General features: G+C 69.7%; 22 protein-coding genes and 1 pseudogene. 9 read left to right on the forward strand and 14 right to left on the reverse strand.

Annotated features, from left to right (window positions below):
• Positions 1-90: 90 nt before the first annotated feature.
• Positions 91-1,197: a dual-specificity RNA methyltransferase RlmN gene (gene rlmN, locus ACZ4SF_RS20500; protein ID WP_468386266.1), complete on the reverse strand. Its 1,107-nt coding sequence runs from the start codon at positions 1,195-1,197 to the stop codon at positions 91-93.
• Positions 1,198-1,954: 757 nt separating this feature from the next.
• Here rlmN and ACZ4SF_RS20505 point away from each other — a divergent pair.
• Together ACZ4SF_RS20505 and ACZ4SF_RS20510 are read left to right on the forward strand one after the other, a co-directional pair.
• Complete coding sequence (locus ACZ4SF_RS20505; RefSeq protein ID WP_468386269.1) at positions 1,955-2,308, forward strand: hypothetical protein; 354 nt, start codon at positions 1,955-1,957, stop codon at positions 2,306-2,308.
• Positions 2,309-2,382: 74 nt separating this feature from the next.
• A complete protein-coding gene (locus tag ACZ4SF_RS20510; RefSeq protein WP_468386271.1) occupies positions 2,383-3,009 on the forward strand; it encodes a hypothetical protein in 627 nt (208 codons plus the stop codon).
• 96 nt (positions 3,010-3,105) lie between these two features.
• Here the strand turns inward: ACZ4SF_RS20510 and ACZ4SF_RS20515 are convergent, their stop codons facing one another.
• The 7 genes from ACZ4SF_RS20515 to rpsB all read right to left on the reverse strand — a co-directional run bounded on the left by ACZ4SF_RS20515 (position 3,106) and on the right by rpsB (position 10,299).
• A complete protein-coding gene (locus tag ACZ4SF_RS20515; RefSeq protein WP_468386274.1) occupies positions 3,106-3,900 on the reverse strand; it encodes an SDR family NAD(P)-dependent oxidoreductase in 795 nt (264 codons plus the stop codon).
• A gap of 11 nt (positions 3,901-3,911) precedes the next feature.
• Positions 3,912-5,156: a cytochrome P450 gene (locus ACZ4SF_RS20520; protein WP_468386277.1), complete on the reverse strand. Its 1,245-nt coding sequence runs from the start codon at positions 5,154-5,156 to the stop codon at positions 3,912-3,914.
• Positions 5,157-5,541: 385 nt separating this feature from the next.
• A complete protein-coding gene (locus ACZ4SF_RS20525; protein ID WP_468386280.1) occupies positions 5,542-6,675 on the reverse strand; it encodes a phosphatidate cytidylyltransferase in 1,134 nt (377 codons plus the stop codon).
• Complete coding sequence (frr, locus tag ACZ4SF_RS20530) at positions 6,675-7,232, reverse strand: ribosome recycling factor (RefSeq protein WP_468386283.1); 558 nt, start codon at positions 7,230-7,232, stop codon at positions 6,675-6,677. Before frr ends, ACZ4SF_RS20525 begins: the two co-directional genes overlap by 1 nt.
• Positions 7,233-7,411: 179 nt before the next feature.
• Positions 7,412-8,170 carry a UMP kinase gene (pyrH, locus tag ACZ4SF_RS20535; protein WP_468386285.1) on the reverse strand — a complete coding sequence of 253 codons (759 nt, stop codon included), beginning with the start codon at positions 8,168-8,170 and terminating at the stop codon, positions 7,412-7,414.
• A gap of 216 nt (positions 8,171-8,386) precedes the next feature.
• Positions 8,387-9,223 (reverse strand): translation elongation factor Ts, encoded by an 837-nt coding sequence (gene tsf / locus ACZ4SF_RS20540; RefSeq protein WP_468386288.1) that lies wholly within the window; start codon positions 9,221-9,223, stop codon positions 8,387-8,389.
• A gap of 173 nt (positions 9,224-9,396) precedes the next feature.
• The gene (gene rpsB, locus ACZ4SF_RS20545) at positions 9,397-10,299 is read right to left on the reverse strand and encodes a 30S ribosomal protein S2 (protein WP_468386291.1); all 903 of its coding nucleotides are present in this window, start codon (positions 10,297-10,299) and stop codon (positions 9,397-9,399) included.
• Positions 10,300-10,585: 286 nt separating this feature from the next.
• Between rpsB and ACZ4SF_RS20550 the strand changes: the two genes are divergently transcribed.
• Positions 10,586-11,143 (forward strand): murein hydrolase activator EnvC family protein, encoded by a 558-nt coding sequence (locus ACZ4SF_RS20550; protein WP_468386293.1) that lies wholly within the window; start codon positions 10,586-10,588, stop codon positions 11,141-11,143.
• Between the two features lie 288 nt (positions 11,144-11,431).
• Here the strand turns inward: ACZ4SF_RS20550 and ACZ4SF_RS20555 are convergent, their stop codons facing one another.
• The 4 genes and pseudogenes from ACZ4SF_RS20555 to ACZ4SF_RS20570 all read right to left on the reverse strand — a co-directional run.
• Complete coding sequence (locus tag ACZ4SF_RS20555; RefSeq protein ID WP_468386802.1) at positions 11,432-11,989, reverse strand: TetR/AcrR family transcriptional regulator; 558 nt, start codon at positions 11,987-11,989, stop codon at positions 11,432-11,434.
• A gap of 64 nt (positions 11,990-12,053) precedes the next feature.
• Positions 12,054-12,896 carry an RNA polymerase sigma factor WhiG gene (gene whiG / locus ACZ4SF_RS20560; protein WP_468386295.1) on the reverse strand — a complete coding sequence of 281 codons (843 nt, stop codon included), beginning with the start codon at positions 12,894-12,896 and terminating at the stop codon, positions 12,054-12,056.
• Positions 12,897-13,217: 321 nt separating this feature from the next.
• Positions 13,218-14,402 carry a DNA-processing protein DprA gene (gene dprA, locus ACZ4SF_RS20565; RefSeq protein WP_468386805.1) on the reverse strand — a complete coding sequence of 395 codons (1,185 nt, stop codon included), beginning with the start codon at positions 14,400-14,402 and terminating at the stop codon, positions 13,218-13,220.
• A 305-nt stretch (positions 14,403-14,707) separates the two neighbouring features.
• Positions 14,708-15,349: pseudogene (locus tag ACZ4SF_RS20570) on the reverse strand (ATP-binding protein); the annotation flags it as partial.
• A gap of 69 nt (positions 15,350-15,418) precedes the next feature.
• Here ACZ4SF_RS20570 and ACZ4SF_RS20575 point away from each other — a divergent pair.
• Entirely contained in the window at positions 15,419-17,056 is a 1,638-nt protein-coding gene (locus ACZ4SF_RS20575) for a recombinase family protein (RefSeq protein WP_468386297.1), read from the forward strand.
• Between the two features lie 47 nt (positions 17,057-17,103).
• Here the strand turns inward: ACZ4SF_RS20575 and ACZ4SF_RS20580 are convergent, their stop codons facing one another.
• A complete protein-coding gene (locus ACZ4SF_RS20580) occupies positions 17,104-17,715 on the reverse strand; it encodes a hypothetical protein (protein ID WP_468386300.1) in 612 nt (203 codons plus the stop codon).
• Positions 17,716-18,674: 959 nt separating this feature from the next.
• Here ACZ4SF_RS20580 and ACZ4SF_RS20585 point away from each other — a divergent pair.
• The 5 genes from ACZ4SF_RS20585 (at position 18,675) to ACZ4SF_RS20605 (ending at position 20,741) form a co-directional block, all read left to right on the forward strand.
• Positions 18,675-18,836: a helix-turn-helix domain-containing protein gene (locus tag ACZ4SF_RS20585; protein WP_468386808.1), complete on the forward strand. Its 162-nt coding sequence runs from the start codon at positions 18,675-18,677 to the stop codon at positions 18,834-18,836.
• A complete protein-coding gene (locus tag ACZ4SF_RS20590) occupies positions 18,833-19,042 on the forward strand; it encodes a hypothetical protein (RefSeq protein WP_468386303.1) in 210 nt (69 codons plus the stop codon). The genes ACZ4SF_RS20585 and ACZ4SF_RS20590 overlap by 4 nt, the downstream gene beginning before the upstream one ends.
• Positions 19,042-19,203 carry a hypothetical protein gene (locus ACZ4SF_RS20595; protein ID WP_468386306.1) on the forward strand — a complete coding sequence of 54 codons (162 nt, stop codon included), beginning with the start codon at positions 19,042-19,044 and terminating at the stop codon, positions 19,201-19,203. Before ACZ4SF_RS20590 ends, ACZ4SF_RS20595 begins: the two co-directional genes overlap by 1 nt.
• A 176-nt stretch (positions 19,204-19,379) precedes the next feature.
• Complete coding sequence (locus ACZ4SF_RS20600; protein WP_468386308.1) at positions 19,380-20,474, forward strand: hypothetical protein; 1,095 nt, start codon at positions 19,380-19,382, stop codon at positions 20,472-20,474.
• 93 nt (positions 20,475-20,567) lie between these two features.
• A complete protein-coding gene (locus ACZ4SF_RS20605; RefSeq protein ID WP_468386309.1) occupies positions 20,568-20,741 on the forward strand; it encodes a hypothetical protein in 174 nt (57 codons plus the stop codon).
• A gap of 200 nt (positions 20,742-20,941) precedes the next feature.
• Here the strand turns inward: ACZ4SF_RS20605 and ACZ4SF_RS20610 are convergent, their stop codons facing one another.
• The gene (locus tag ACZ4SF_RS20610) at positions 20,942-21,457 is read right to left on the reverse strand and encodes a hypothetical protein (RefSeq protein ID WP_468386312.1); all 516 of its coding nucleotides are present in this window, start codon (positions 21,455-21,457) and stop codon (positions 20,942-20,944) included.
• Between the last annotated feature and the right edge of the window lie 291 nt (positions 21,458-21,748).

The following is a 21,748-nucleotide window of genomic DNA, read 5'->3' on the forward strand; positions in this document are numbered from 1 at the left end:
AGGTTCAGAGGGTCTGCGGCCCTGTCCGCCGCACTCTCAGCGCTGTGGCGCTCCCCTGTCGGATTATGAAGATGTGTGGACGTGGCCAGATTACCGCTCGGTGGCAGCGAGCTGACCACAGGCTCCGTCGATCTCCTGACCACGGGTGTCCCGGATCGTGACGGCCACACCGTGCGCGGCGATTGCCTCCACGAACGCCTTCTCGTCCTCAGGCCGCGACGCGGTCCACTTCGAGCCCGGCGTGGGGTTCAGCGGGATGAGGTTGACGTGCACGGGCTTGCCCTTGAGCAGCCGGCCGAGCCGGTCACCACGCCAGGCCTGGTCGTTGATGTCGCGGATCAGCGCGTACTCGATCGACAGCCGACGGCCCGACTTCTCGACGTACTCGAATCCGGCGTCCAGCACCTCGCGCACCTTCCACCGCGTGTTCACGGGGACGAGGGTGTCGCGCAGCTCGTCGTCGGGGGCGTGCAGGGAGATCGCGAGCCGGCACTTGAAGCCCTCGTCGGCGAACCGGTGGATGGCCGGCACGAGCCCGACGGTCGACACGGTGATCCCGCGCTGCGACAGCCCGAGCCCGTCCGGGGCGGGATCGGTCAGGGCCCGGATCGCACCGACGACTCGCTTGTAGTTGGCGAGCGGCTCGCCCATCCCCATGAAGACGATGTTGGACAGCCGCGCCGGCCCACCGGGAACCTCGCCGTCCCTGAGCGCCCGCATGCCGTCCACGATCTGGTGGACGATCTCGGCGGTGGACAGGTTCCGGTCGAGCCCGGCCTGCCCCGTGGCGCAGAAGGGACAGTTCATCCCGCATCCCGCCTGCGAGCTGATGCACATGGTGACCCGGTCCGGGTACCGCATCAGCACGGACTCGACGAGCGTGCCGTCGAAGAGCCGCCACAGCGTCTTGCGCGTGGTCCCCTGGTCGGTGGACTGATGCCGGACGACGGTCATCAGGTCCGGGAACAGCGCCTCGCGCAGCTTCTCCCGGGAACCGGCCGGAATGTCGGTCCACTCCTGGGGGTCGTGCGCGTACCGCGCGAAGTAGTGCTGCGAGAGCTGCTTGGCACGAAACGGCTTCTCCCCGATCTCGGCCACGGCGTCCTTGCGCTCGGCGGGCGAGAGGTCGGCGAGATGCCGCGGCGGCTTCTTGGCTCCGCGCGGCACGACGAAAGTGAGTTCTCCGGGCTTAGGCATGGCTGTACCAGTGTCTCAGATCCACTTGGGTGACCTGGGGCCGTCGCTCGCTACGACTGCCGTCGGTAGGCGTCACCGGTCGTCACTGGCGGCCCCGGTCGGCCGGGGACGGCCCAGCGGGTGAGGCCGTGCGCCCGGGCTGAGCTGCCGCTGTCTGCCGTTCCGATCTGCTCACGTGGAGCAGATCGTCCATAGCGCTACGTGCAGCCACCACGAAGCCCGTGGTTCCCGCCGTTCCCCCTGCATCGGGCACGGAAGGGGCACGGAGCGGGAGGGGAAGGCATGTCAGGCACGACGGATTGGCTGAGTGCAGCTGGCGGAATCGTTGCGCGATTGGAGGGCCTGCCGGGATCTGGGCTGCTTGGCAGCAGCATCGTGAGATGCGGCGCCAACGACAGCTTGAAGAACGACGCAGGCAGGGGCCGCCCGCTGAGCTTCAGGGTCTACTGCTCAAGCTGAGGCGGATCGGGGAAGAGGCCAGCCGCCATTACAGGGATAGGGGGTGGTGGGAGCAGGCTGAGGGCCAGGATGCACTGCGGCGCATTGCCGAGCTACAGCCGCTGGTCCGTGATCCGCTGCTCTCAACTCTGCTCGACGCCACTCAAGGCACCTACCAACGGTGCGCACGGTGGGTAGTTGAGAGCTACATGAACGAGGAACAGCGCTTGACCACTGCTTCTCGCCAAGCCCACACAGCAGACGACTTGATCAGGAATGCCGAGAAAGCCTTGGAGCGATTCGACACGCTCCACCCAGGATGACAGGTCGACTGAACGACTTCGGAAGCAGCCCCCTGCACCGCCTTCACCGACTGGCGCGTCAAACACCGCGCGCCGCGCTGCGTTTGACCCGCGACGGCGATCTCCGCCTCTTCGACGGCCATGGGACTTACGTCAGTCCGCAAGGTGTGCCGGCCGGGACAGCACCCCTCGACGGCACCCGCGTGCTCGTCCTGCATCCGCCGAACGGCAGCTACGCCCTGGGCGTGGGTCGAGTGTTCGAGCACATGATTCCGACCCGCCGGCTCGACCGGATCCTGGAGCCGGCGGAGACGCAACGCTGGCTCTCCCGCGTGGCTCCCGCCGTCGAGAACGACCTGATGGCCGACTGAGGACTGTTTTCGCGATCGTATTGCCCGTCAGGGCAACGGCAGAGGGCACCGGCAGACCGCGTTAGTCTCCGATCATGGCCTTGCGACCTGATGAGTTCCACGACCACGCGCGTGCGGCGGCGGACGCTGCGCTCCGGCTTCCGTTGGCCCGGATGACCAGCTGGGACGTAAGCCCGTTCGAACCTGAGGGACTGCGCGTCGCGCCGCTGCGCGCGCCCGTTCTGCCCGAGCCGGAACGGCACGGCGAGGACCCGGCGAGTTGCGACGTGTGCCGCGCCCGAGACGAAGGCATCTGGTTCACCGAGCGCTGGCGTCTGGCCCGGGTCACGGGCGTCGGTGTGCCGCTGGTGCTGATGCTGTACCCCCGCGACCACTACGACATGGCGGATCTGCCCGACGAGATGGCCGCCGAGCTGGGGGTGCTGACCACACACATCGTCCGCCATGTGCAGGCACTGGCACATGTCTCCCGAGCCCACGTCTACCGGATCGGGGACGGGGCCGCACACCTGCACATCTGGTTCTTCGCCCGGCCCGAGGGGCAGGCCCAGCTGTATGGGTCGTGGCTGCCCATCTGGGACGACCTGCTGCCGGAGTACCCGGCGGACGTAGCCGCCGCGGACGCGGCGGACGTCGCTGACGCCTTGGTCACCTCGTACGGAGGCCGCCGCTCGGCCACGGACGAGCAGATGCACGTCTGAGCAACCCTGCGCGTCGCCCGGGGGCATCCGGCCGGCGTCGTGCAACTGCCGCCCGTGGCCTCCCTGTCGTGCCCGTTCCTCCTGGCCCAGGCCGGGTCACACCGTCTTGACCTGGCCGCCGTCGATCGTGAACTCGGCTCCGGTGATGTTGCCGGCGAGGGGTGAGGCGAGGAACAGGGTCAGGTCGGCGACTTCGTGGGGTTCGGTGACGCGGCCGGTGGAGATGCCCATGCTCCTCGGGACGACGACGTCCATGGCTTCCTGCGCACTGGTGCCGGCCTGGGCCGCGGTGGCGTCGGCGAAGCCGCCCGGGGCGGTCCAGAAGGGGGTGCGGACCGGGCCGGGGGCGATCGCGTTGACCCGGACGCCGCGCGGGGCGAACTCCTCGGACAGCGACTTCGTCAGGCTCGTCAGGGCGGCTTTGGCCGCGGAGTAGTCCACGACCGCGGGGAAGGGCAGACGGGCGTTGATGGAGCTGATGTTGACGATGGCGGCGCCGTCCGCCTCCAGGAGGTGGGGAAGCGCCGCGCGGCTCGCCCGGACCGCGCTGAACAGGGTGAGGTCGAAGATCCGTTGCCACTCGGCGTCGTCGGTGTCCAGGAAGCCCGGGCGGGGCGTCGCGGCGCCCAAGTTGTTGACCAGGATGTCCACCCTGCCGTACCGGTCCACCGCGGTCCGGACGAGCGTCTCCGGTCCGTCCGCGGTGGACAGGTCGACGGGGACCGCGGTGACGCGGTGCTGTTCCTGAAGCGCCGCCAGCTCGGGGGTGACGCTCCGGCTGCCGGCGACGACCCGCGCGCCTTCCCTGGCGAACGCTTCGGCGATGGCCAGGCCGATGCCCTTGCTCGCCCCGGTGACGACGGCGACCTTGTCGTTGAGCCGCAGGTCCATGACGCCTGTCCTCACCAGGTCACGGGCAGGGTCCTGGGGCCACGGATCAGGCCCTGGAGCTGGAACCCGACCTCTTGCGGCGGCACGGCGAGCCGGATCCGGGGGAATCGGGCGAGGACCGTGCCGATCATGACCTCGGCCTCCATACGGGCCATGATCGCGGCCAGACAGTGGTGCGGACCGTGCCCGAAGGCCAGGTGGGGGCCGTTGTCCCGGTCGAAGTCCAGGGCGTCGGGGTCGGGGAAGACCTCGGGGTCGCGGTTGGCGGCGACGTACGCGTTGTAGACCACGTCGCCGGCCCGGATCAGGTGGCCGCCGACCACCACGTCGTCGGTCGCGACCCGGGGAATGCCGACGCCGTTGCGGTGCGGGACGTAGCGGAAGAGTTCCTCCACGGCCCGTGGCAGCAGCTCCGGCTCCCGGCGCAGCCGGTCCAGCTGATCCGGGTGGGTGAGCAGCGCGTACATCATCGAGCCGCTGTTGTTGCGGACCGCGTGCCCGGCGCTGACCTGGACGGCGGTGGCGAGGGAGATCGCCTCGTCGTCGGTGATCTCGCCGGCCTGCGCGGCCTGCGCCAGCACGCCGGCCAGGTCCTCGCGGGGCTCCTCGCGGCGGCGCTGGAGCAGTTCGGCGATGCGGGCCCGGGTGGCACGGGCGGCCGCTTTGGCGCGTTCCCTGGAGTCGGCGCCCGCCGACAGCAGAGCCTCGCCCGTCTCGGCCCAGCGGTGCCAGTCCCGCTCGTCCACGCCGAGGAAGTCGCGGACCACGGCGATCGGGAAGGGGCCGTGCAGGTATTCCATGAGGTCGGCCGGTGCGCCGGCGTGTTCCATCGCGTCCAGCAGATCGGCGGCCCTGCGCTCCGCCAGCGGGCGCAGCCGCTGCATGCTCGTCCCGGTGAAAGCGCGGGCGACGACCCGGCGCAGCCGGGTGTGCCGGGGCGGATCGATGTACTGCACGCCCGCCGACTGCGAGGCGACCGGTACCGGGCGCATGGAGGTGACATGGCGGCCGACGACCTGTTCCCGGGAGAAGCGCGGGTCGGAGGTGACGAAGCGGACGTCCTCGTACCGGGTGACCAGCCAGGCGTGCCCCTCGCCGTGCGGCAGCCTGATCCGGGTGACCGGCTCCTCGCGCAGCAGTGCGTCCAGGAACGGGTCGGGGTCGAGTGCGGGCAGGTCGTCGACGGCCCAGAGCCTGACCGGGGGCGAGGCGGGGACGGGGGTCCGGGCGGGGGCCGGGGCTGGGTCGAGGGGCATGGGGCACACTCCCTGCTGCGTCACCGGGCGGCGGAGAAGACCGTCCTCTGAGGGAGTCTGGGGCCGCCGGACCGGCCCCGGCGATTTCTGCTGCGACATCCGGGTACGCCGACGGGCCCCCGCCCTGCGTCCAGGACGGGGGCCCGCAAGCCCGTACGATGCCCGGCTCACGACGAGCCGACGGCCACGACGAGCCGACGGCCACGGCGGGCCGCCTGCAACTGCGACCGCGACCGCGACTGCGGCCACAGCCGACCGCATCCGGCATCAGCGGCCGGACGGCGGGAGGCGTCAGCTGACCGCAGCCGAACCGCGGGAGGCATCCGCTACCGACAGCCGAACCGCGGGAGCGTCATCTGACGGCGGCCGACGTGAGCCGCCGACGTCAGCTGCTGCCGACGAACACCACCATCAGCAGCCACACGACCGGAGCCGTGGGCAGCAGCGAGTCCAGGCGGTCCATGATGCCGCCGTGACCGGGGAGCAAGGTGCCCATGTCCTTGATGCCCAGGTCCCGCTTGATCATGGATTCGCCGAGGTCGCCCAGGGTGGCACTGGCCGCGACCGCAAGGCCGAGGAGCAGACCCTGCCACCAGGTGCCGTCGTTGATCAGGAAGTGCATGGCCAACGCGCCCGCGGCCATCGCGAACAGCACCGCACCCAGCAGGCCCTCACGGGTCTTGCCGGGGCTGATGCGCGGGGCGAGCTTGTGCCTGCCGAAGCGCCAGCCGACCGCGTACGCGCCGGTGTCGCTGACGACCGTCAGGAGCAGGAAGGTGAGCACCCGCCACGGGCCGTCGTCGGCAGTGAGCATCAGCGCGACGAACGTGGCCAGGAAAGGCACGTAGAACGCCGCGAAGACACCGGCCGTGACGTCCTTGAGGTAGCCCTCCGGGGGTTCGGTCATGCGCCACACCAGGACGGCCAGGGCGGTGAGGGCCATGGCGACCCACGCGCCCTCGGCGCCGCGCACATAGCCGGCGACGACCATCGCCGCACCGCCCAGCGCGAGCGGCACGAGCGGCGCCTTGATGCCCTTGCGCTCCTGCAGCCTGCTGGTCAGCTCCCACAGGCCGACGACGACGGCGACCGCGATCACGCCTACGAACACGGCCTTCTCGATGAACAGAGAGGCGATGATCACCACACCGAGCCCGACACCGACGCCTATGGCCGCGCTCAGGTCGCGGCCCGCGCTCTTCTTCTGCGGCGCCGGCGGCGTCTGCGGGGCGTCGGGCATGGGCTCCGGGTTCTGGGTCTCGGCCGGGAGTCCCCCGGTCTGGAACGTCACATCTCCGAACAAGGGGCCGCTCAGCCGAGCGGCCCCCCGGTCGTCGTCCTGGCTCCCGCCGTACACGGGTACCTCGGGCACGATGGGCATGGGGCGAGTCTGCTGCGCCTCAGGCGCATCGTACGCGGGACCCGCCGGGGCGGCCCCCTGGACAGGCCCACCCTCGGTGGGCCCCCAGTACCCGGCCTGCCCCACGTGTGGCGGTGCCCCCCAGGAAGAGTCGCTCATCAGACTTCGAGCAGCTCCGCTTCCTTGTGCTTGAGAAGCTCGTCCACCTGGGCGACGTACTTCGCCGTCAGGTCGTCGAGGTCCTTCTCCGCACGGCGGCCCTCGTCCTCACCGACCTCGCCGTCCTTGATCAGCTTGTCGATGGCGTCCTTGGCCTTGCGGCGGACGGAACGGATCGAGACCTTCGCGTCCTCGCCCTTGCCCTTGGCGACCTTGATGTAGTCGCGGCGGCGCTCCTCGGTCAGCTCGGGGAACACCACACGGATGATGTTGCCGTCGTTGCTGGGGTTGACGCCCAGGTCGGAGTCGCGGATGGCCTGCTCGATGTTGCGCAGCGCGCTCTTGTCGAACGGGGTCACGACCGCCATGCGCGGCTCCGGCACGGAGAACGAGGCCAGCTGGTTGATCGGCGTCGGGGCACCGTAGTAGTCGGCCACGATCTTGTTGAACATCGCCGGGTGCGCACGGCCGGTGCGGATCGCGGCGAAGTCCTCCTTGGCGACCACGACGGCCTTCTCCATCTTCTCCTCGGCCTCGAGGAGGGTCTCTTCGATCACCACTTGCTCCTGCGTGTCTTGAGTAAGGCCCGGCTGCGGTTCCTGAAGTCGGTCGGCGGCCGGCTGCGTCGCGTCTTCTTCCCTGCACGGTTCCCGACCGGCAGGACATTGTCCATCCCCCGGCCAGGGCGCGTCCCGTCCGTCCCTCGGACAGGCGGTCGGGCGCCGGGGTGTGCCGGTCAGTCCCGGCTGCCCTGGTCGCTCACCAGCGTGCCGATCTTCTCACCCTTGACGGCGCGGGCGATATTGCCCTCCGCCAGAAGCTCGAAGACGAGGATCGGGAGCTTGTTGTCGCGGCACAGCGTGATGGCGGTGGCGTCGGCGACCTTGAGGTCACGGGTGATGACCTCGCCGTAGCCCAGGGCGTCGAACTTGACGGCGTCCGGGTTGGTCTTGGGGTCGGAGTCGTACACCCCGTCGACGCCGTTCTTGCCCATGAGCAGCGCCTCGGCGTCGATCTCCAGGGCGCGCTGGGCGGCGGTGGTGTCGGTGGAGAAGTACGGCATGCCCATACCGGCGCCGAAGATGACCACACGGCCCTTCTCCAGGTGCCGCACGGCGCGCAGCGGGATGTACGGCTCGGCGACCTGGCCCATGGTGATGGCGGTCTGCACGCGGGACTGGATGCCCTCCTTCTCCAGGAAGTCCTGGAGGGCGAGGCAGTTCATCACGGTGCCGAGCATGCCCATGTAGTCGGAGCGGGCGCGGTCCATACCGCGCTGCTGGAGTTCGGCGCCGCGGAAGAAATTGCCGCCGCCGATGACGACCGCGACCTGCGCACCGTCACGCACGACGGCGGCGATCTCGCGGGCGATCTTGTGCACCACGTCCGGGTCGACGCCCAGGCCCCCGCCACCGGAGAAGGCCTCTCCGGACAGCTTCAGCAGAAACCGGCCGCGTACTTTGCCGTCGTCGCTCTTCTGGGCCTTGGTGGTCATGGGGGATCCCGCCTCTTTCAGGTGTTGCACATACGAAGAAGGCCATTGCCGATGGGGTTGCTTTTCGCTCCCATACGCGGCAATGGCCTCCTCGTCAGATCTGCTGCCGTCCGCCCCACGCCGGGGTGCGGCGGTGTGCGCGGACGACTGCTGTCGACCCTATCGGGATTTCCCGGGGGATTTCTCCGTGGGTCGCGCGTCGATCGCGGTACGGACTCAGATGCCGACCTTGATGCGCGAGAAGCGCTTCAGGGTGACACCGGCCTCGTCCAGAACCTTCTGGACCGACTTCTTGTTGTCGAGCGCGTACGGCTGGCCGAGCAGCGTGGCGTCCTTGAAGAAGCCGTTCAGACGACCCTCGACGATCTTGGCGATCGCGGCCTCGGGCTTGCCCTCGGCGCGGGTGGTCTCCTCGGCGATGCGGCGCTCGGACTCGACGACCTCGGCCGGCACCTCGTCCTTGGAGAGGTACTTCGGCGCGAAGGCGGCGATGTGCTGGGCGACGCCCTTGGCGACCTCGGCGTTCGGCTTGTCGAGCTCGACCAGGACACCGATCTGCGGGGGCAGGTCGGGCATGGTGCGGTGCATGTAGGCGGTGACGTAGCCGTCGGAGAACTGCGCGAAGCGGTCCAGGACGATCTTCTCGCCGAGGTTGGCGTTGGCCTCGTCCACGAACGCCTGGACGGTCTTGCCGGCCTCGATCTCGGAGGCGAGCAGGGCCTCGAGGTCGGCCGGGTTGGTCTTGGCGACGTGCTCGGCGATGGCCTTGGCCACGGCCTGGAACTTCTCGCCCTTGGCGACGAAGTCCGTCTCGCACTTCAGCTCGACCAGAACGCCGGAGGAGTTGTCGTCGGCGATGATGGAGACCACGGCGCCGTTCTCGGCGGAGCGGCCCTCGCGCTTGGCGACGCCCTTCTGGCCCTTGATGCGCAGCGCCTCGACGGCCTTGTCGACGTTGCCCTCGGCCTCGTCCAGCGCCTTCTTGCAGTCCATCATGCCGGCGCCGGTCAGCTCACGGAGCTTCTTGACGTCGGCGGCGGTGTAGTTCGCCATGAGTCTGTGAGTCTTTCTCGAAGTCTGGAAGATCTTCAGAAGATCCGCACGGTGTGCGTTCCACATGTAGTCGCGGTTCGCATACGCCGTGCCGACCTGCGGATGAACAGCGGGGGCGGACTTCACCGCGCCGGAGGCGCTGCCGGGAGCCGCCCCCGCCGTTCACACCGACGTCAGGCCTGCTCGGCCTCGGCGGCCTTCTCGCCCTCGGCCGGGGCGGCCTCGGCGGTGGCCTCGGCAGCAGGGGCCTCGGCAGCAGGGGCCTCGGCGGCCGGAGCCTCGGCAGCCGGAGCCTCGTCCTTCTTCTCACCCTCGAGCAGGTCGCGCTCCCACTCGGCGAGCGGCTCGCCCGCGGCCTTCTCGCCCTTGTCGCCGGTGGCGACGCCGGAGCGGGCGATGAGGCCCTCGGCGACGGCGTCGGCGATCACACGGGTGAGCAGGGTGACGGAGCGGATCGCGTCGTCGTTGCCCGGGATCTTGTAGTCGACCTCGTCGGGGTCGCAGTTGGTGTCGAGGATCGCGACGACCGGGATGTTCAGCTTCCGGGCCTCACCGACGGCGATGTGCTCCTTCTTGGTGTCCACGATCCAGACGGCGCTGGGCACCTTCTGCATCTCGCGGATACCGCCGAGGGTCTTCTCCAGCTTGGCCTTCTCGCGGGAGAGGACCAGCAGCTCCTTCTTGGTCAGACCGGAGGCGGCGACGTCCTCGAAGTCGATCTGCTCAAGCTCCTTGAGGCGCTGCAGACGCTTGTAGACGGTCGAGAAGTTGGTGAGCATGCCGCCCAGCCAGCGCTGGTTGACGAAGGGCATGCCGACGCGGGTGGCCTGCTCGGCGATGGCCTCCTGCGCCTGCTTCTTCGTGCCGACGAACATGACCGTGCCGCCGTGGGCGACGGTCTCCTTGACGAACTCGTAGGCGCGGTCGATGTACGACAGCGACTGGAGCAGGTCGATGATGTAGATGCCGTTGCGCTCGGTGAAGATGAAGCGCTTCATCTTCGGGTTCCAGCGACGGGTCTGGTGACCGAAGTGGACGCCGCTCTCCAGCAGCTCCCGCATCGTGACGACGGCCATGGCCGTATCTCCTTGGTGTTCTCGGTTGTGCCGCGCCCGCCGGACGGCGGTCGCGCCTGACGCCCGCGATGCGCCGTGCCGCGAAGGACCGAGAGGCGCTTGGTAGGAACCGTTGCCGGCTGCCGTACCGGGGCGTGCGAAGTCGACCCGGTGACCCGGATCGCCAGAAGAAGTGTACGGGACCGGCGGGGCACCGGGTGACGCCGCTGTCCACAACCGGCTGGTGGTCCACAGGCTCCGGCCGTGTTCGGCGCGAGTACGGGACGCTTCCGGCATGCCACGAGCAATGCGATCCACGGCCGTGCGAGCGGTCTTGCTACTGGGGGTGACGATGCTGGCCCTCACCCCGCCGGCCTGGGCAGATCGCCCACGTCCGGCACCTCCGGCACCCCTGCATCCCCCGGTCCCACCCCTCGCCCGCACCTGGCCGGTCGGCGCCCGGCCTCCGGTGTTGCGGGGGTGGCGGCCACCGGCGACGGTCTACGGGCCCGGGCACCGGGGGGTGGACCTGGCGGCCCCGGCCGGCTCTCCGGTACGGGCGGTGGCACCGGGCCGCGTGTCGTTCGCGGGCCGGGTGGCCGGGCGGGGCGTGGTGTCGGTGGAGCTGGCGGACACGGATCTGCGCACGACGTACGAGCCGCTGCGCCCTTCGGTGGAAAAGGGGGCGCGGGTGGCGGCGGGCGAGGTGGTGGGAGTGTCGGAGCCGAGCGGGTCACACTGCGCACCGACGACGTGCGTGCACTGGGGCCTGCTGAGGGGAGTGACCTACCTGGACCCCCTGTCGCTGCTTCCGCCGTGGCTGCTGCGCAGGGGGCCGTCCAGGCTGCTGCCGCTCGTGCCCTAGCCACGGGCCGCCGCTCGCGGCTCAGCCGCGGGCCGTCGCTCGTGCCGCAGCCGCGGACCGCCTGTGGCCGGTCGCGCAGTTCCCCGCGCCCCTCCGGGCGCCCGCGGTCGCCGACAGCCGGGCCGCTCAGCCCTGCACGCCCGGCAGAGCCACCACCGCCGCGGCGCCCGCCACGACAGAGGAGTCCTCCGCCGCGCCCGGCCCGAAGCTCAGCCCTACCCCGCAGCGCCATCGCCACCGCGGCGCCCGCCACGACAGAGGAGTCCTCCGCCGCGCCCGGCCCGAAGCTCAGCCCTGCACACCCCGCAGTGCCATCGCCACCGCGGCGTCCGTCACCACGGAGGGGTCCCCCGCCGCGCCCAGTTCGATCCGTCGCACCGCCGCGTCCACGACACCCTGCAGCAGCATCGCCGCCAGCCTGGGCTGCTCGTGTCCCATCTCCCCCAGCGCCTCGACGACCATCGCGACGAGCCCGCCGTGGGCCGCCCGGATCTTCTCCCGGGCGCCGGCGTCCAGCTCGCTCGCGGAGATGGCCACGACCGCCCGGTGCCGCCGGTCCCCGACCAGGGTCAGCTGCTGCCGGACATACGCCTCGACCTTGCCGTCGGGCGAGGCGGCGCGCTCCATCGCCGCCGCGACCTCCGCCGCCCACACCGGGAAGTCGACCTCGCACAGCTCCTCGACCACGGCCGCACGGGACCGGAAGTACTCGTACACGGACGACCGCGCCAGCCCCGTCCGCTCGGCCAGCGCGGGAAACGTCAGCGCCTCCGTACCGCCCTCGGACAGCAAGGAGCGAGCCGCGTCCAGCAAGGCGGCTCGCTGCATCGACCGGTGCTCGGCCACGGAGGCCGCTCGAATCCTTGGCACATCGACCACTTTACGGACACGCCGTCCCGGACGGGAGGACTCAGCGTCCGAAGCCCGCCAGCTTGGCCCGCAGCTGCAGCACCGACTTGGTGTGGATCTGGCTGACCCGGCTCTCGGTGACCCCGAGCACGTTGCCGATCTCGGCGAGGGTGAGCCCCTCGTAGTAGTACAGCGTGACCACGGTCTTCTCCCGCTCCGGCAGCGTATTGATCGCCCGGGCCAGAAACCGCCGCAGCTCCCGGTCCTCGGCCACCTCCACCGGGTTGTCGGCGGCGGTGTCCTCCAGCGTGTCCATCAGACTGAGCCGGTCCCCGCCCTCGCCGCCGACGTGCAGCAGCTCCTCCAGGGCGACCACGTTGGCCAGCGACAACTGGCTGAACACGGCATGGAGTTCATCGACCTCCATGCCCAGCTCGACGGCGACCTCCCCCTCCGTCGGCGTCCGGCGCAGCCGCGCCTCCAGGGTGGCGTAGGCCCGCTCGACGTTGCGCGCCTTCTGCCGGACCGAGCGGGGGATCCAGTCCAGCGCCCGCAGCTCGTCGATCATCGCGCCGCGGATCCGGGTGATCGCGTACGTCTCGAACTTGATCTCCCGGTCGATGTCGAACTTCTCGATCGCGTCGATCAGCCCGAACACTCCGGAGGAGACGAAGTCGGCCTGCTCGACGTTGGGCGGCAGCCCGACGCTCACCCGGCCTGCCACGTATTTGACCAGCGGCGAGTAGTGCAGGATCAACTGCTCCCGCAGCCGGTCGTCCCCCGTCGCCTTGTACGACCGCCACAGCTCGTCGAGCGTCGAGGGAGCGGGCGGCCGCACGCTGCCACCGTCGCGGGCGGCTGGGGGGATCGCCGCCCGGTCGGACCCGGAGGTGTGCTGGGGCATTCGTCGCCTTGTGCCGTTCTGCCGTGAAGTGCCGTGAAGTGCTCTGAAGTGGACGGGTGGGGGATGGGGAGGTGAAGTGGGCTGCCTGGGTGAGGTGTCGGTCTGGTGCCGGGTTGGCGCGATCTGCGCCACCGCCTTCGTGAGCGTAGCGTGACTGAGGAGTCGCGGTGTGCGAACAGCGAGGCACCACTCCTGCGCGGGGCGCTCGCGCCGGGCGCGTGACGACCTGCCCCAGCTCGCTCTGCGTGACCGACAGGAGGGGCCAACTCCGGGAAACGCCAAGGGCGTCGGGCGTTCCCCCGGACGGCCGAACCGGCTCGGTCAGCACGGACCGTGACCACTCCGGACCGAAATCATCGCCTGGCGTGTCAACTTCCAGCCGTCGCCATGTCGTTCGACGTAACCAAGTGCTCGGAGTTCGTACAGTTTCGCGATCGCCTCGTCCCGGGTGGTCCGTGCGCCGAGCGCGATCTCCTCGGCGGGGGCCGCGCGGTCGCCGGGCAGGGCGGCGAGCACGCTTCTTGCTGCCGGTTCCAGCAGGTCACGCGGGAGGACCGGGCCGCGCCGGACAGGGGCCAGCTCACCCATGTCGCCCACGAGTTCGACGACCTCGGCGGCGTCGGTGACCAGGGCGGCCTCGCCCCTCAGCAGTTCGTGCACGCCGACGGAGAGGGCGCTGGTGACGGGGCCGGGGATGCCCATGGTGTGCCGGCCCAGTCGCTGTGCCGCCCGTGCGGTGGCCAGCGAGCCGCTGCGGGGGGCGGCCTCCACGACGACGGTGCCCCTGGTCAGGGCGGCGATCACCCGGTTGCGCAGGATGAACCGGCTGGGCGTCGGGTGGTCCCCGGGCGGCAGCTCGCCGACGACGAGTCCCTGCTCCGCGATGCGGCCGATGAGCGCGCTGTGGCCGCGGGGATAGGGCCGGTCGACGCCGCAGGCCAGGACGGCGACGGCGGCGCCGTGAGCGGCGAGGGCGCCGCGGTGGGCGGCGCCGTCGATGCCGTACGCTCCGCCCGAGACCACCACCCAGCCGCGTTCGGCGAGGTCGGAGGCGAGGATCGCGGCCATGTGGGTGCCGTACTCGGTGCAGGCCCGGGCACCCACGACGGCGACCGACCGGAGCGCCCACATCCGCAGACTCGGCCGGCCCCGCACCCACAGCCCGAGGGGCCGCGCGTCCCCGAGGTCGTCGAGCTGCCCCGGCCACTCGGCGTCCCCCGGACACACGAACCGCGCCCCCGCGGCCCGGGCCGCCTCGAGATCCCGCTCCGGCTCGGCCCGCCGGGCCCGCGCGACGAGCCCCGCCCACCGCGTCCCGCTCACCCCGGGCAACGCCTCCCGGCCGCACCGCAGCCACTGCACGACCTCCCCCACTCCGAACTCCCGCACCCACCGCCCCCCGGCCTCGTCCCCCGGCTCGATGACCCGAGCGAGAAAGACGCGGCCGAGCAGTTCGCCCTCCGGTCCGCCGCCCGGAGGTCCACCGCCCGGAGGTCCACCGCCCAGAAGTCCACCGCCCGGGGTCGAGTCCGGCGCCGGACGAAGGACGTGACCTCGCAGCCCGTCGTCCGGTGCGCCGCCCGAGGCGGGGTCGGACTCCGCGCAGGAGAGAGGGCCGGACAGTCCCTCCTCCTGCACGCCACCCGGGGCCGGGGCGTCCGCGCAGGAGAGGGGGCCGAGCAGCCCCTCGTCCGGTGCGATACCCGGGGCCGGGGCGCCCGCGCAGGAGAGAGGGCCGAGCAGCCCGTCGTCCGGTGCGATACCCGGGGCCGGGGCGGGCTCCGGGCGGTCCGTCCGTGGTCCGCCGTCCCTCACCTGCCGGCTCCTTCCAAGAGGGCACCCCGGCGGACGCCGGTGCGCAGTTCCAGGGCCCAGTTCACGTCGTTGGCCGAGGGCCGGCCGCGGCCGCCCAGGTCGGCGAGCGTCCAGGCGACCCGGAGGACGCGGTCGAGGCCGCGGGCCGTGAGCAGGCCCCGGTCGAGGTCCTCCTCGGCCTTGACCAGAGCCCCGGGCTGTACGTGCCACCGGGTGCGCAGTTCGTGTCCGGGTACCTCGCTGTTGGTGCGCCAGGGCAGTCCTTCGAAGCGTCGGGCGGCCCGTTCCCGTGCGAGCCTGACCCGGTCGGCCACGGCGGCCGTCGGCTCGGCACCGGTGTGCATCCGGAGCAGCTCGGCGCGCGCGACCGGCTCCACGGTGACCCGCAGGTCCACTCGGTCCATCAGCGGGCCGGACAGCCGCGCGCGGTAGCGCTTGATCGAGGAGGGCCTGCACTCGCAGACGTCGTCCCCTCGCCCGTGACGACCGCACGGGCACGGGTTCGCGGCGAGGACCATGAGGAACCGGGCCGGCATCCGCAGCATCCCTGCCGCCCGGGCGATCACGACCTGGCCCGATTCCAGGGGCTGGCGCAGAGCATCGAGGACGCTGCTGTGGAACTCGGCGGCCTCATCCAAGGAACCGGACTTACTCCGCCCAGTGCGCCAGCACGTAAGGTGCTGGCCTGAGCAGGAGGAACACAAAGCATGGCAAGGGTTCTGGGCGCGCTGCGCCTGTCGAGAGCGTCAGACGAGTCGACCTCAGTCGTTCGGCAGAAGGTAGCCATCCAGCGTTGGGCGGACAGCCGAGGACACACCGTCGTCGGTTGGGTCGAGGACGTCGACGTATCCGGCGCCATCGCTCCGTGGGAACGACCGGGCCTCGGTCAGTGGCTTCCGTCGACCATCGGCAAGGACGTGAGCGCAGTGGAGCAGCGCCTCGCGTGGGAGCTCTCCCGAGCCGATGAGTGGGACATCCTCTGCGGCATGAAGCTCGACCGGATCTCCCGACGCGTCCTGCACATCGCCCAGCTCGTCGAATGGGCAGGGGAGCACGGCAAGGAGGTCGCCGCAGCGGAGGACGGTTTCGACCTTTCCTCCCCCATGGGCAAGATCCTTTTTCAGCTCATCGCAGCGTTCGCGGAGGGCGAGCTCGAAGCGATCAAGTTTCGTGCGAAGTCCTCGTACACACATCTCATGAAGTCGGGCCGTTGGCGGGGCGGTTTCGTGCCGTACGGGTACCGGGCCGTGAAAGACGCCGAGGGCGAAGGCTGGAGGCTGGAGCCGGACGAGTACGGCACGGAGACAGCGAAGGTGGTCCGAGAGATCGTCCGGCGGACGATCAACGGCGAGGCGACCAATGCTGTGTGCCGATGGCTCAATGAGAGCAAGATCCCTACCTCTCTGGATGCTCAGCGCATCCGGAGCGGGAAGGAGCCGAAGGGCGCCGTCTGGCGCGTCGGCAATCTGCTGAAGCTCCTCCGTTCCCACACGCTTCTCGGCCGAGTCGAGATGACCGAGGAGGTTTCACTCCCGGACGGTACGAAGGAGAAGAGGACTCGTCTCGTCCGGGACGCCGAGGGGCTCCCGCTTCAGCGGGCCGAGCCGCTCATCAGCAAGAGGGAGTGGGACGAGCTTCAGGCGAAGCTCGACGGGAACCGTCGCCCAGAGTCCGGCAACCGCTACGACCGGTCCCCCCTCCTTCAGGTGGCGTTCTGCGTCTGCGGTCGGGCGTTGTACCGGAACAACGGCCGAAACCACATGTACTACCGGTGCAGCTCCCGCAACATCACCGGCGCCGAGTGTGGACAGAGTGAGGCCATCCGAGCCAAGCACTTGGAGGAGGCCATCGAGGAGGCATTCCTCCAAGCCGCGGGTCATGCACAGATCATCCGCCGGACCTACCGCCCTGGGGTCGACCACACAAAGGACGTGGCTGAGGTGACGCGCGCTCTGGCCGAGCTCCGCGAGGATCGCGAGGCAGGGCTCTACTCCTCCGAGCTCGGTAAGCAGGAGTACCGGGAGGAGTACCTCCGACTCGAAGCGAAGCGCGAGTCACTCGCCGCCATGCCGGTGGTACCGGACGCATGGGAGGAGATTCCCACTGGTCAGACATACGCAGACAGGTGGGCAGAGCTCACGTCCGCGGCGGACAAAAACAGGGAACTCCGCGAGGCGGGAGTGAAGGCGATCGTCCACAGGGAGGAGCTGCCGAAGGCACTCCCCCTGGTGGAGATCGGACAGACCGAGGGAACAGTCCGGCACACCCTCGGAAGGGTTGAGCTCCTGCTCCCGCGGGATCTTTACGAGCGGGTGCGCGGCCTCGCCGCTGAGCACACAGCCTGATCAGGCATGAACAAGAGAGAGGGCCCCTTCGGGGGCCCTCTCCGCTTTCACAGCACTCCCCTGCTGGGTGAACGGTTACGGCGGAGCCGGTACGGAACGAGGCGTCGCCGCCATCGGCCGGCTCGGCGCCGGGCCCGCCACTGCTCGAAGGCGACCTCCGCCCAGTCCGGGTCGACGTCGTGTTCCATCATCATCGCGGCGGCCTGCGTCGCAGAGAGAGCCCGCCGCTCCCTGTGTTGAAAGTGCAGTACCAGCCACCCCGCTTCGTCAGACAACTCCGGCAGGCTGTCTCCTCGCGCTGCGGCAGTCAGACAGGTGACAGCGTCACCGAGGAAGTCGGCGAAGACTGTTCGACGGCTCGTGTCCGACTCGACTACCGCCCAGTTCCAGGCGTACTCACAGTCGAACAGGACCCTCTCGCGCAATCTCGCGTCGTGCAGCAGGGCAGCATCGTTTCGTATCTGCGTCAGCCGTTCTCGACCGTCGCGCCGATACTGCTCGTCCTCGTACGCGATCAGCTCTTGCAACTTCGAGCGCAGTTCGAGAGCACGCTCCCTGTCCCTCGTCCTGCGATCGTGCTTGTGCGCGAGGGTCTGCTGAGCCCAGTGGCCCAGGTATCCGAGCAGGGCGGTAAGGACCGGCAGCAACCACGTCGTCATGAGGCGACATTCTGCTTTGTCGCGGTCGGCCCCTGCCCCGTGAGGCCTGGACAGCCCATGTCAGGGGAGCAAGGGGCGCCCCTCCATCGCGGCCTCGAAGTGCTCGTCCCTGAGCGCGGCGTAACCGTGCTCGGCGGCGAACCGCTCGATGCGGCCGAGCGGAGAGTCCGGCGGGGGGCGGCTCCTCGCTGATGGTGAAGCCGAGGATCTGTGCCCAGAACGCTGCGCTTACGTCTTGCGGGTCGTTCATGTCCATGCCCGCACGGTAGACGGAGAGTCTGACAATCAGGTGATCGGCGTCACGCCGAGCCGAGCGCGACAAACCAAGATCCACTGCCCACCAGCAAGTGAGGGGAATTGACGTCCAAGCGTCGACGTGATCCACGTCTCAGCTCCCCCGCACTCGTGCGACAAGCCGTGATCGTTCTGCGTATCAGTAGGTAGAGAGGTCCCCGCAAGCTCGCGTGGCGAGCGTCACAGCGGGCCCAGGTTCCAGAAACCTTGCTCAGCTCGATCTTTGTAGGTGGGGTGCTTCTCCCCCGGTTCTCGGCGGCGTCGAGCGACGGCGCTCCCCCGATGTCTCACGGCGTGCATCACTCCTTTCGGCACGTCTCAATGGGTTGAGCTTGCTCGCTGTTCACTCCTCCGGGCGAACGAGCTCCCCCACCTGGACCGAGGTTCGTTCCTGGGCTGTGGCGCCTCGGTCGCAGAGTCTCGCCCCCATCGGTTCCGTCACTGGCCGATGGGGGCGAGGCAGAGCCCAGCCCCTCAGACCTCTCCTCGCTCCCCGCGGCTGGCGAGGGGATCACTCTCCACCAACAGGACCCGTCCAACCGCTCTCTTTGGAGCAACCGGGCGGGCTCCTTCTTTTGGCACACCGCCGAACGACAGCGCCGTTCCTCACTCCGACAGAAGGGAGGCACCGCCCCGTGCCCTTCGAGTTCAACCCGTCCAACTACGTGAGCACCAATGAGGCTGCGCGCGTCCTGGGCGTCAGTCCTGGCACTCTGCGTCGTCGCCGCTCAGAAGGCGTCGAAACCCTGCCCTACATCCGCGTGGGGACGTCCATCCTGTACGAGCGACGGCGAGTCGAGCAGGCTGCTCGGGAGGCTGGCCGATGAGCTTTGGCAACTTCCGCGACGATGACCAGTGGTGGGCGCTGAACGACACGGCCCGGTGGCTTGGCTACTCGCCGAACAACTTCCGGGAGAAGCTACGGCGGCCCATCGGCGCCGTATGGCTGCCCTACGAGCGGCTCGACGAGAACGGCCGTCGCACCATGAACGTCTCCGCCATTTACCGCGACCTCTTCGAGAGCGCCGAGTGATGCCCGAGCCGCACCCCGGAGCGACCGGTTACCCCGCCTCGTATGTCGAGTACGTGAAGCGCCGCACGGCGGAGCGAACCCCCGTCGACGGCGAGCCCGAGCCGGTCACCGAGCACGACACAACCACCGCTGATGATGACGCCTGGACGGTCATCGACTGAATACCCCCGAGGCGGTCTGACTGGCCGCTCTCCCCGTCTCTCCCCGCCCCTCTGGCCTGAGGTCACAGGGGCCTTTTCATGCCCGCACGCAGCCTCTCAGCGCCTCTGCGCCAGACGGCCGGCTCGCGTGCGCGCGACCCATACACACAGCCCAGACCATGGAGGTCACTCAACCAATGGCTACCAAGTCCACCCGCAAGACGTTCGCCGTCCTCGTCGCCCAGCAGGAAGCGGCCGTACTCACCGAGGCTCCCAAGCTGCTCGCCGAGATCGAGCAGGCGCACGAACTCGCCACGACCCGCGAGGAGGAGCGCGAGGAGGCCGAGGCCCGGCTGTCAGGCATCCTCAGCTCGTTCACGCGGGGCGAAGACTCGCACTCGGCCGCGGAACTGGCCGAGGCCCGCGCCGCCGTCGAGCGTGCCGAACTCCTCCTCACCGGCCAGCACGCGAAGGCTGACCGGCTGACGAAGGCGGCCCCGCAGACTGACGCTCGCCTCGCCGAGCTGGTAGCCGAGGCCGTCTCGAAGCTGGTCCCGTACGCGGCCGAGGTGATCCCCACCTTCGTGCGTCCGGCCGAGGCACCCGAGGACATGGCCGCCGGTCCGGTCATCGTCGTCACTCAAGAGACCAAGGCCACCGACAAGGGCGGCATCCTCGCCGCCGAACTGACGATCCGCAGCTTCCGCCTCCCCCACTTCCAACAGATCGACTACCGCGACGTTCAGGAAGAGTTCCAGGCCCGCGGCTGGGACGTCGAGCGTGGCCGCATCTACCAGAACACGGAGAAGCGAAGCGACTTCATCGTGGACGTGATCCGAGTGCAGAAGCTCTACGCGCACGCCGACGTCCCGTCCATCACCCAGGCCCCGGACGAGACCGGCATCAGCGCGGTAGCGTCGAGCGTGGCCGTCGAGATGGTCAAGGCGTACCCGATCACCGGCGAGATCATGGCTGGCTTGTCCCTGGCTCCCTCTGGCAAGGGAGCCCGCAACCACATGATGACCGCCGCCATCCGGTCCAAGCGGTTCAAGGTCACGCAGGCTGGCGAGACGCGGCGCGTGACCGTCGAGGCGGAGTACGACCTCGAAGCCAACACCCCGAGCGTCACTGTCGACATGCTCCGACGTGCCGCCACGGACGGCGTCCGGGCTCTGTCCGACAAGTTCTTCCCCGGCGTCGGCAAGGTCGACAACGCGTCCGAGTTCCTGCCTCGCTCCAACGACCTGAACGTGGTCGGCGTCCGCGTCGAGCTCGTCTCCAAGGTCGGCTGACTCGCTGAGCGTCATCCCCCCGTCCAGTCCACCCGGGGGGGTGGTGCTGAGCGGTTCAGCCCGAGCCGCCGCTACCCGAAGGAGCCACAGCCCATGGCCGAGACCATCACCGCCGCCCTGTCCTTCTCCGTCGTCCTGGCCGAGGCAGCACACCTCGGCTCTCTCGTCGTCTCGCTCGTGCGGCCTGAGCGGGTCTGCTACGTCCCGGCGTCCGTCCGCAAAACCGAGGCCGAGTGCGCTCGACTTCGCGCGCTGCGGACCGCCTGACGAGCCCGGCCGCGCACGTCGACCGCATGCCGGTTCACGTACGTACGTCTCCCGCTTGACGTACCGGGGCGCCTGCCAAGGGCGCCCCTCGAAAGCTCACCCGTGAGGAGCTGCGCAGCCTGCCTCCCGGCACCATCGTTCAGGTGTCCCTCGGCATGGGCGAGCGCCGCCCCCTGGCCAACCACCAGGGGGCCGAGACTTCAGGTTCGAGGCGAGGCGGACAGTAGACCCTGATCTGAGGCGCGGAGAACGCGTGAGGCCGCCTGCAAGAACATCTCCGTCGCAGCCCCGATGTCGGTGCTGGGGGTTTGGTGGTAGGTGTCCCCCGGCGATGGGTCCCCGTATTCGTATTGCAGTGCGTACCACCACTCTTGCGCCAGATGAAACACCCCCAAGGCCACCTCGTAGATCTCGTCAGGTCCTTCGAGCATTACAACCGACAGCGCTTCGCCGGCCTGCGTCATCTCCTCCGGCCAGCCGTCCGGCACTGGCCTCCCCTGGACGGCAGCATTACTTGTCTCCCCAACGACCCGCTCTACCCGGTGCAGGCAGGCGACGAAGTGCGCGTAGGCATCCCTGCGCACTTGCCTCAGCCACTGTTCATGTTGGCTTCGTCGATGCCCACGTCCAGCCAGCCATGCTGCGCTGACGGTGCCGACCACGCCGATCGCGCCGCCCACTGCGGCCCCCAACAAGCCTGCTACCCCCTGATCCATACAGGGACAGTACCCAAGGGCAACTTGCTGGTGACCGAGGGAGATCGACCACCTGGAGCCGACCTTCATCGGCCCCACCTGACAGCGTGACGCTTTCGGGCGTTGGGTGCTGCCGGGCAAGACGCTCGGCTGGCAGATCGCCGGCTGGTGCGAAGTTGACCGGATCGGTCGGCATCATGTACAAACCCTCTTCCGCCTCTTCGAGGCGGACCGTAGTTCCCGCCGCTCGACGGCGATAGAGCTGGACACTCCGCGAGAGTCCGCCATCCCGAGGGGCTGGCAGGGGTAGCC

The sequence above is a fragment of the Streptomyces sp. NPDC027663 genome (assembly GCF_055566415.1).

Excerpts from the sequence above, each read along its gene's own strand:
- rlmN (WP_468386266.1), bottom strand. The coding sequence starts at position 1,197 with ATGCCTAAGCCCGGAGAACTCACTTTCGTCGTGCCGCGCGGAGCCAAG.
- ACZ4SF_RS20505 (WP_468386269.1), top strand. The coding sequence starts at position 1,955 with ATGACAGGTCGACTGAACGACTTCGGAAGCAGCCCCCTGCACCGCCTT.
- ACZ4SF_RS20510 (WP_468386271.1), top strand. The coding sequence starts at position 2,383 with ATGGCCTTGCGACCTGATGAGTTCCACGACCACGCGCGTGCGGCGGCG.
- ACZ4SF_RS20515 (WP_468386274.1), bottom strand. The coding sequence starts at position 3,900 with ATGGACCTGCGGCTCAACGACAAGGTCGCCGTCGTCACCGGGGCGAGC.
- ACZ4SF_RS20520 (WP_468386277.1), bottom strand. The coding sequence starts at position 5,156 with ATGCCCCTCGACCCAGCCCCGGCCCCCGCCCGGACCCCCGTCCCCGCC.
- ACZ4SF_RS20525 (WP_468386280.1), bottom strand. The coding sequence starts at position 6,675 with ATGAGCGACTCTTCCTGGGGGGCACCGCCACACGTGGGGCAGGCCGGG.
- pyrH (WP_468386285.1), bottom strand. The coding sequence starts at position 8,170 with ATGACCACCAAGGCCCAGAAGAGCGACGACGGCAAAGTACGCGGCCGG.
- tsf (WP_468386288.1), bottom strand. The coding sequence starts at position 9,223 with ATGGCGAACTACACCGCCGCCGACGTCAAGAAGCTCCGTGAGCTGACC.
- rpsB (WP_468386291.1), bottom strand. The coding sequence starts at position 10,299 with ATGGCCGTCGTCACGATGCGGGAGCTGCTGGAGAGCGGCGTCCACTTC.
- ACZ4SF_RS20550 (WP_468386293.1), top strand. The coding sequence starts at position 10,586 with ATGCGATCCACGGCCGTGCGAGCGGTCTTGCTACTGGGGGTGACGATG.
- whiG (WP_468386295.1), bottom strand. The coding sequence starts at position 12,896 with ATGCCCCAGCACACCTCCGGGTCCGACCGGGCGGCGATCCCCCCAGCC.
- ACZ4SF_RS20575 (WP_468386297.1), top strand. The coding sequence starts at position 15,419 with ATGGCAAGGGTTCTGGGCGCGCTGCGCCTGTCGAGAGCGTCAGACGAG.
- ACZ4SF_RS20580 (WP_468386300.1), bottom strand. The coding sequence starts at position 17,715 with ATGACGACGTGGTTGCTGCCGGTCCTTACCGCCCTGCTCGGATACCTG.
- ACZ4SF_RS20590 (WP_468386303.1), top strand. The coding sequence starts at position 18,833 with ATGAGCTTTGGCAACTTCCGCGACGATGACCAGTGGTGGGCGCTGAAC.
- ACZ4SF_RS20595 (WP_468386306.1), top strand. The coding sequence starts at position 19,042 with ATGCCCGAGCCGCACCCCGGAGCGACCGGTTACCCCGCCTCGTATGTC.
- ACZ4SF_RS20600 (WP_468386308.1), top strand. The coding sequence starts at position 19,380 with ATGGCTACCAAGTCCACCCGCAAGACGTTCGCCGTCCTCGTCGCCCAG.
- ACZ4SF_RS20605 (WP_468386309.1), top strand. The coding sequence starts at position 20,568 with ATGGCCGAGACCATCACCGCCGCCCTGTCCTTCTCCGTCGTCCTGGCC.
- ACZ4SF_RS20610 (WP_468386312.1), bottom strand. The coding sequence starts at position 21,457 with ATGGATCAGGGGGTAGCAGGCTTGTTGGGGGCCGCAGTGGGCGGCGCG.